The organism is Streptomyces sp. NPDC031474 (genome assembly GCF_055581185.1).
This window is the reverse complement of record NZ_JBVIJX010000027.1, coordinates 98,220-105,479: the sequence shown is the minus strand read 5'-3', so window position 1 is coordinate 105,479 and position 7,260 is coordinate 98,220. Positions and strand designations below refer to the sequence as shown.

Annotated in this window: 6 protein-coding genes; all 6 read left to right on the top strand. The window is 67.6% G+C overall.

Translation table 11 applies throughout. The annotated features are described in order from the left end of the window. The first annotated feature begins 187 nt into the window (after positions 1–187). The 6 genes from ACZ5SK_RS41895 (at position 188) to ACZ5SK_RS41870 (ending at position 7,259) form a co-directional block, all read left to right on the top strand. Positions 188–466, top strand: coding sequence for a hypothetical protein (locus tag ACZ5SK_RS41895; RefSeq protein ID WP_468577572.1), 279 nt, complete (start codon positions 188–190; stop codon positions 464–466). Further along, positions 463–2,001 (top strand): DNA primase family protein, encoded by a 1,539-nt coding sequence (locus tag ACZ5SK_RS41890; protein ID WP_468577570.1) that lies wholly within the window; start codon positions 463–465, stop codon positions 1,999–2,001. Before ACZ5SK_RS41895 ends, ACZ5SK_RS41890 begins: the two co-directional genes overlap by 4 nt. Before the next feature lie 181 nt (positions 2,002–2,182). Next, positions 2,183–2,566 (top strand): DUF6009 family protein, encoded by a 384-nt coding sequence (locus ACZ5SK_RS41885; RefSeq protein WP_468418065.1) that lies wholly within the window; start codon positions 2,183–2,185, stop codon positions 2,564–2,566. A 483-nt stretch (positions 2,567–3,049) separates the two neighbouring features. Continuing rightward, positions 3,050–4,270 carry a hypothetical protein gene (locus ACZ5SK_RS41880; protein WP_468418066.1) on the top strand — a complete coding sequence of 407 codons (1,221 nt, stop codon included), beginning with the start codon at positions 3,050–3,052 and terminating at the stop codon, positions 4,268–4,270. After that, entirely contained in the window at positions 4,267–6,228 is a 1,962-nt protein-coding gene (locus ACZ5SK_RS41875) for a VMAP-C domain-containing protein (protein ID WP_334581486.1), read from the top strand. The genes ACZ5SK_RS41880 and ACZ5SK_RS41875 overlap by 4 nt, the downstream gene beginning before the upstream one ends. Then, positions 6,225–7,259: an AAA family ATPase gene (locus ACZ5SK_RS41870; RefSeq protein ID WP_334581485.1), complete on the top strand. Its 1,035-nt coding sequence runs from the start codon at positions 6,225–6,227 to the stop codon at positions 7,257–7,259. Before ACZ5SK_RS41875 ends, ACZ5SK_RS41870 begins: the two co-directional genes overlap by 4 nt. The last annotated feature ends 1 nt before the right edge of the window (position 7,260 follow it).

The window sequence follows — 7,260 nt, the reverse complement described above, 5'->3', positions numbered from 1 at the left end:
GAACGGGACTATCCAGGACGGCTCCGACGCCGTGATCACACCAGCCACAGCAAGATCATCTCATCTGTGACCGGCAGTTACGGGACAACCCTTAGGCGCGGAACTCGTCCGGACCGGACACACCATCCAGCGGCCGCCTGCCTCGTCCCGGCCCGCGATCCCCCGCAGCCGCCGGCCCCGGACCCCCGTGCGCGCGCACCGCGTCCTGGACCCGCTGCTGCTGGAGGTCACCGACTGCGCCGCCCTGCCCGAGGGCGCCGCCTTCACCGAAAAGCTCAACAAGGCCGCCTACACGGCCGGAGGACTGGCGGCCGCCGGGCACCTCGACGAACACACCGCGCGCACCCTGCTGCGCGAGGCCGCCGAGACCGCGCGCCCCTGGCAAAGCACCCGCAACGAACGCATCATCAACGACGCCCTCGCCGCCGGGTCCGCCCGCCCGCTCCACCTCGAAGGACGCTCATGAGCAGCGCCGAGACGCCGCGCTTCGACGCCACCGCCGCTGCCCAGCAGATGCTGGACCTCGAACAGACACACCAGCCGCCGGCCGCCCTGCCCGCCCAGGCCCACACCTCCCCCCTCGCCCCGCCGACACCGTCCTGGGCCTTGCCGGCACCCCTGCCCGCAACCCTCACCGACCGCGGCAACGCCAAGCTGTTCGTCAAGCTCTACCGCGATCAGTTCCGCCACGTCGAAGGCCTGGGCTGGTTCTGCTGGGACGGCTACCGCTGGAAGCGCACCGGCGGCGAGAAAGCCGCCCTGTGGGCCGCGGGCGAGATGGCCGAAGACATGCCCGACACCGACCCCCGCGGACTCTTCAGCGACCGCGAGCTCCACCACCACAAAAAGCGCACCCTCTCGACCACCGGCATGAAGGCCCTCCTCACCCAGGCCAAAGCCTCCCCGGACCTGTCCGTCGACCCCGACACCCTCGACGGCGACCCCTACGCTCTATGCACCCCCGCCGGCGTCGTCGACCTGAACACCGGCCAGCTGCGCAAGCCCGATCCCACCCGCGACTTCCACTCCCGCGCCACCAGCGTCGCCCCCCAGCAGACAGGGACACCACGCTGGCACCGCTTCCTGTACGACACCTTCGGCGACGACGCCGAAGGCCAGGAAATGATCGACTTCCTGCACCTGCTGCTCGGCTACTCCATCACCGGCGATGTCGGCGCCCAGGTCCTGCCCTTCCTCCACGGCCACGGCAAAAACGGCAAGAGCGTCCTGCTGGACGTCATGATCCAGATCCTGGGCGACTACGCGGACGCCGCCCCGCCCGGATTCCTCATGGACCGCGGCGCGTTCTCCGAGCACTCCACCGAACTCACCGAACTCCACGGCCGCCGCCTGATCGTCTGCAGCGAGCTCAAGCCCAACGACAAGTTCGACGAAGCCCGCGTTCGCCTCCTGACCGGCGGAGACAAGATCAAAGCCCGCCGGATGCGGCAGGACTACTTCTCCTTCAGCCCCACCCACCACCTGTGGCTGCTCGGCAATCACCGCCCCGAGGTCTCCACCGGCGGGTTCGCGTTCTGGCGCCGTATCCGCCTGCTGCCCTTCGAGCGCACCGTCCCCGACCACCGCAAGATCGACAACCTGGCGCTCGAACTCGTCCGCGACGAAGGCCCCGGCATCCTGCAGTGGCTCATCGAAGGCGCCCGCCGCTACCTCACCACCCGTGACAACCTCGAAGGACCCGACCGCGTCCGCATCGCCACCAGCGCCTACGCCAACACCGAGGACCACATCGGCCGCTTCCTCACAGAATGCTGCACCCGCGACCTCGAGGCCCAGCCCGACCTGCGCGTCGAACAGGGCCTCCTGTACGCCGCCTACGCCTCCTGGTGCAGCACCGGCGAAGGCATCCGCCCCGCCGGAACCCGCGCCTTCGCCACCCGCGTCAGGCAGGAAGTCGGCCTCGCCTCACCCACCGACATGATCAAATCCAACGGCCGCAAGTACTACCCCGGCCTTGCCCTGCTGGACACCCCCTCATGAACCAACTCCCGCCCCCCTCACGCGAACTGCCACACACCAGCCCCGGCCCCCAGCCGTCTCTACCCACCCGCATGCGCCCCACCTACCATGGAACCGCAGGGCCACGTCCAGAAGCGGGCGGAACACCACACCACGAGGCGGGCCGCCGGCCGGCCCAGCAGACGAAGGAGGGGCAACAGCCATGAGCTCGCTACTGACCGAGGGCGATCTCACCCACGAAGAACACGTCGTGTGGCTGGAAGACCCCGAAAACTTCGACTACGTCCGCCAGGCCCTCGACAAGACCCGCCGCCGCAACACCAAACCCCCCTACGCGCGCGACGGCCGCATGGTCGGCTACGCCCTCCTCGACGACCAGGCCGAACCCGACCCCGACAGCGGCCTGTACAAACGCCGCGTCTTCTTCCTCCTCCCGCACGACCGCGACAGCCTCCCCGGCGGCCTCTACCGCGAAGGCGCCCCCGGCGAAGCCGTCGACCCGCGCACCATCGAGGTGAAGAAGGTGGGGGAGAAGACCCCACGCTCCCAGAGCGGACCGGCTGCCATAACCAGCTCCCGCTCCTGACCGATCGCGGACGGGTACGCGGTCGCCTTACTGATGGTCAAGCCCTTCAACTGCCCTGGGTCGAGGTCCATGGTCGGCGCGTCTACGGGTGCTCGGAGACCAAGCTCGGCGACAAGTTCGACGAGGGGAGGGCGAAGTTTCGCGACGGTCCGCCGACTCCGTCGGCGGAAACTTCGAGGTTAACGTTTAGGTCAGCGCGGCCAGATGAGACCACCAGGCGCCGTCATAGGTCCGGCGCGGCGGGCGGCCTTCCGGACCGGGCGATGCGACGTCGACCGAGCCACGGCGGACCGCTCACGCCTCGCAGGTCACATGGCAGGCGTACGGCTATGACGGCGTCAGCATCAGGGAGCGGGAGACCGGCCGTAGCCCGGACGCATGTCAGGTGGCCTGTGGCTTTGTAGGTGAGAGTCACCGACCAGAGCCACCCGGCCCAGATATTCTCCTGCCAGCAGGCAGCGCAATGGGGGAGGGCTGGTCCGCATGCGGTTCATCTTCGTTCACGGGACTGGAGTGCGCCGGGAGCGCTTCGACAAGTTGGCCCCCATCGTGGCGTCGGGCTTGACCGCGCGCTTCCCCGGCTCAGAACTCGTGCCCTGTTACTGGGGGGATGCTTTTGGCGCGGACCTTAGTGCCGGTGGTGCTTCGATACCGGGGGTGGACGGGACGCGTGGCGTGGCGGCGGTCGGCCCGCTCGACCATGAGATCGCAGAGTGGCTGCTCCTGCTGATGGACCCGCTCTGTGAGTTGCGTGTCCTGGCGACGACCGCGCCGGCGGGCGACGAAGGGCTGCAGATGCCGGGCGTCCGAGCTGCGGGGGAGGAGATCGCTGACCGGGTCGCCAAGCTGCAAGGCGACCCTCCGCCTGGCGAACTGACGTTGTTGCTCCAATCCACCGGTATCGCGGCGAGCTACCCGGCAGCCGTCGAAACAATTGCAGGTTCGTCGGAGTTCGCCGGCGCATGCGATGTGGCTTCCGATGCCCTGGCCGTCCGCGAACTCGCAGCGACCGCATCCCGCGCGGTCGTCGCCCAGGCGCTCAGCGCAGCCGGGAATGAGGCTCTGTGTACCGGTGATGAGCGAGACAGGCTGGTGGACCTCGTTGGCGCTCAGCTGGGCGGCACTGGGCGCTTCCCGGGCGGCCGCGTCGCGGCCGTACTCGGCGGGTTGGCCCTGCGGCTGACCACTCAGCCCGCACTCGATCATTGGAGGGCGCCGCTGACCACCGGATCGGCACCGGCGCTTGGCGACATCCTGCGGTATCAGACCCGTGGTCGCCCCCTCCGCGACTATTTGGAAAGTGTGATCAAGGAGAGCTCTGAGCCGACTGTTGTGATCGGGCACAGCCTGGGCGGCATCGCTCTGGTGGACCTCTATGCGCTGGCGGCCATCGACCGGAGACCGCTGCCGGAGGCTCAACTACTGGTGACTGTCGGCTCGCAGGCCCCCTTCCTGCATGAACTGGGCGCCCTCACCGGATTGCCACCGACTGCCGGACTGCCACCTGGTTTCCCGCGTTGGCTCAATGTCTTCGACCGCAAGGACCTCCTCGCGTACCGGGCCGAACCGGTCTTCCCGGGAGACCCCCGGGTCATCGACCATGAGGTGAGCAGCCGGCAGCCATTTCCCCTCAGCCACAGCGCGTACTGGAAACTCGATGCACTGTACGACCGGATTGCGGAGGAGATTGAGGCGCCACGGTGATCTCCGACGGGAACGAAGAGATTGATCCGCACCGCGTCTTCGCACTGGTCGTGGGCATCGAGTCATACGGCATCAGCCACCAGTGGGACCTGCCCGGCGCGGCTCGCGACGCCATACGGTTCGCCGAGTGGTTAACCGGCCCCGCCGGCGTCCCAGCCGAACAAGTGAACCTGCTCCTCTCCCCCCTTGACCGGACCCGGCAAAAGACAGCGCACCGGAGTTACCTCTCGCCGACTCAGGAGAACGTCGAGCGAATCCTCTTCAAGGAACTGCCGGCGTGTGACGGCGATCTGCTATGGATCTACTGGGCCGGACACGGCTACCTCGACCAGACCCACCAGATGCTCCTCCCGTACGCGGACGCGACCCGTGACTGGACTGCCCATCTCAATCTTGAGGCGGCGCTGCGCTGGTGGAAGGGATCCGGACCAGCCGACGACCGGTTCCGCCGCCAGATAGCGATTGGCGACGCCTGCCGGGTCGACGCTCGCGCGGCGCGTGGGCTCAACTTCGGCGAGAAAGACTACGGGGCACGCCCACCGGCCCCGGAGCGCCGCCAGCTCACGCTATACGCCTCGCACGCCGGTGAGGTCGCACAGAACCTCGCCGACCGGGGCGCCGGCCAGTTCACTGACACCCTGATGCGGCGGCTTACCAAGACCACCCTGCACGAGAGCGTGCACGGACTCGTTGGCATCGCCCGCTCCGTACAGGCCGACTTCCAGCTGCTGCGCACCCAGGGACTGGCCTGGCAGCACCCGCAGTTCGTTATCGGCCGCGACTGGAGCGGTTCCACGATCTTCGGGGATCGCTGGACCGATCCCGACTTGGCGGGACCCGGAGCCCCGTGTCTCGACCAGCTTGCCTGGAAGGAACTCGTACCGCTCCTGCGCGGGCGCATGCCTCCCGCCCACACATACGACGCCTACCGCTGGGCCTTCGACATCACAGGCTGCGCCTTTCCCGCCCACCGCGGCCTCCCGTCCGGCGGCCTGATGGCTATCGCCCACGACCTCGACGCCCGGCAGGGCAGACAGCGGCACATGCCCCTGGCTCTGCCCTTCATCCGCTATCTCGCCGCCCGTTCGCTGGAACCTGCATGGACACAAGCGGCTGATGCCTGGGTCGACACCACCCACGAACGCCTCGGCTCGGCACCCGTCCCAGCTCCTCCCGAGCCAGATCCGGAACCTCCGGGTCTGCATGTACAGCTGACGGAGGACGCGGAAAGCGATGGCGCCCACTGGGTATGCATGTGGCTCCACCGTGAGGGAGCCTTCGAAGCTGTTTGGGAGTCCGACCGGCCCCTGGTGCTGACGGAGGTGCAAGACCGCCTGGCCCATCAGTTGCTTGCAGAGCATGCGGTTGGGCCGGTGCGCATCGAATTCCACGTACCGTACGGGCTGCTGGAGGAGGAATTCGAGTGCTGGCGGCTGCCCATCGGCAGACGAGGCAAGGAGATCGAACTCGGCTGTCACTACGAAGTCCTGGTGCGCTGCCCGGACGAACGCAACGGTGTGGCGGGGGAGGCCTGGCGGCGCAAGTGGCAGTGGTTCAAGACCCATGGCGGCAGTGATCCGAAAGCCGTGCACGAGCTGGGCGACGGCGATGTCTGCGACAACCTGGGCGTGGTTCTGCAGGCCACTGACCCGCCGGTGTGTGTGCTGGCCGAAGTCTCCGAGAGCCACCTGGTGGACACGCTCGACGCTGTACTGGACGCCGGAGTGCCCATCGCTGTCTGGCCACGCCGCGGATACGCAACACCAGCCCGCGGCGGTCTGATGACGGTCCTTGCCGGCACAGAGCGAATGGACGTCGGCAGGCTTCCCGGCTTGCTGAGGGCACTGCGTATTGCCGTGCCCGGAGGTCAAGCGGACGGGGTGCGACAATCCTCGTTCTCCGTGGCACTGATGTGGGACGACCCCGAACGCGTACCTGAAAGGCGGCCGCTGTCGTGACAGCGAAGGAATGGTGGATCTACCAGGGCCCGGGAACCATCCAGCAGAAGAACGAACGACTGGCCGACCAGCGACCCCCCTGGCGGGACTTCATGGGAGTACGGGATCCCGACTACACGCCGCCGGGCGTCGACGACCCCGCCTGGCAGGAGACGCACCACCGAGGCACTGGATATGTGCCGGACACTGCCGAGAAGGACGCGGTCAATACAGCCCTGTATCTGCGACGACCGCTGCTGGTCACCGGAAAACCCGGCCTCGGTAAATCCACCCTCGCGTACAGCATCGCCGCCGACCTGGGACTCGGCCCCGTACTGCACTGGCCGATCACCAGCCGCACTGCTTTGCGCGATGGCCTGTACCAGTACGACGCCATCGGCAGACTTCATGACGCCAATCTCCGCAACCTCCAGCAAACACCTGCCATCCCCATCTCCCCGTCCATCGCGCCTTACCTCCGCCTCGGGCCGCTGGGAACTGCGCTGCTGGCGCAGGACCGGCCCCGGGTGCTACTCGTCGACGAGATCGACAAGAGCGACATCGACCTGCCCGGCGATCTACTCACGGTCTTTGAGGAGGGCGCGTTCGAGATCCCCGAGCTAGCGCGGGTTGCGGCACAGCAGCCGGAGGTGAGGATCAGCACTCACGACGATCCACAGGCACGGGTGCGAGTCGAGCGCGGCAAGGTGCAGTGCCGGTCTTTCCCGGTTGTCATCCTCACCAGCAACGGAGAGCGGGATTTTCCGCCACCCTTCCTGCGCCGCTGCATCAGACTGCACATGGAGCCGCCAGGAAAGGAGAAGCTGACACAGATCGTGCGGCAGCGACTGGGGCTGGACTCCACCTCCGACCAGCACTACCAGGAACTCGTCGACGCCTTCATCGACCGACGCATGGACGGCGACCTCGCCACCGACCAACTGCTCAACGCAGTGCAACTGCGCCTGAAGGGAGCATGGCCCGACTCGGACGACCACACACAGTTCCTGGAGACCGTATTGCACCGGCTCACAGGACCCTCGTCAGCGTGAG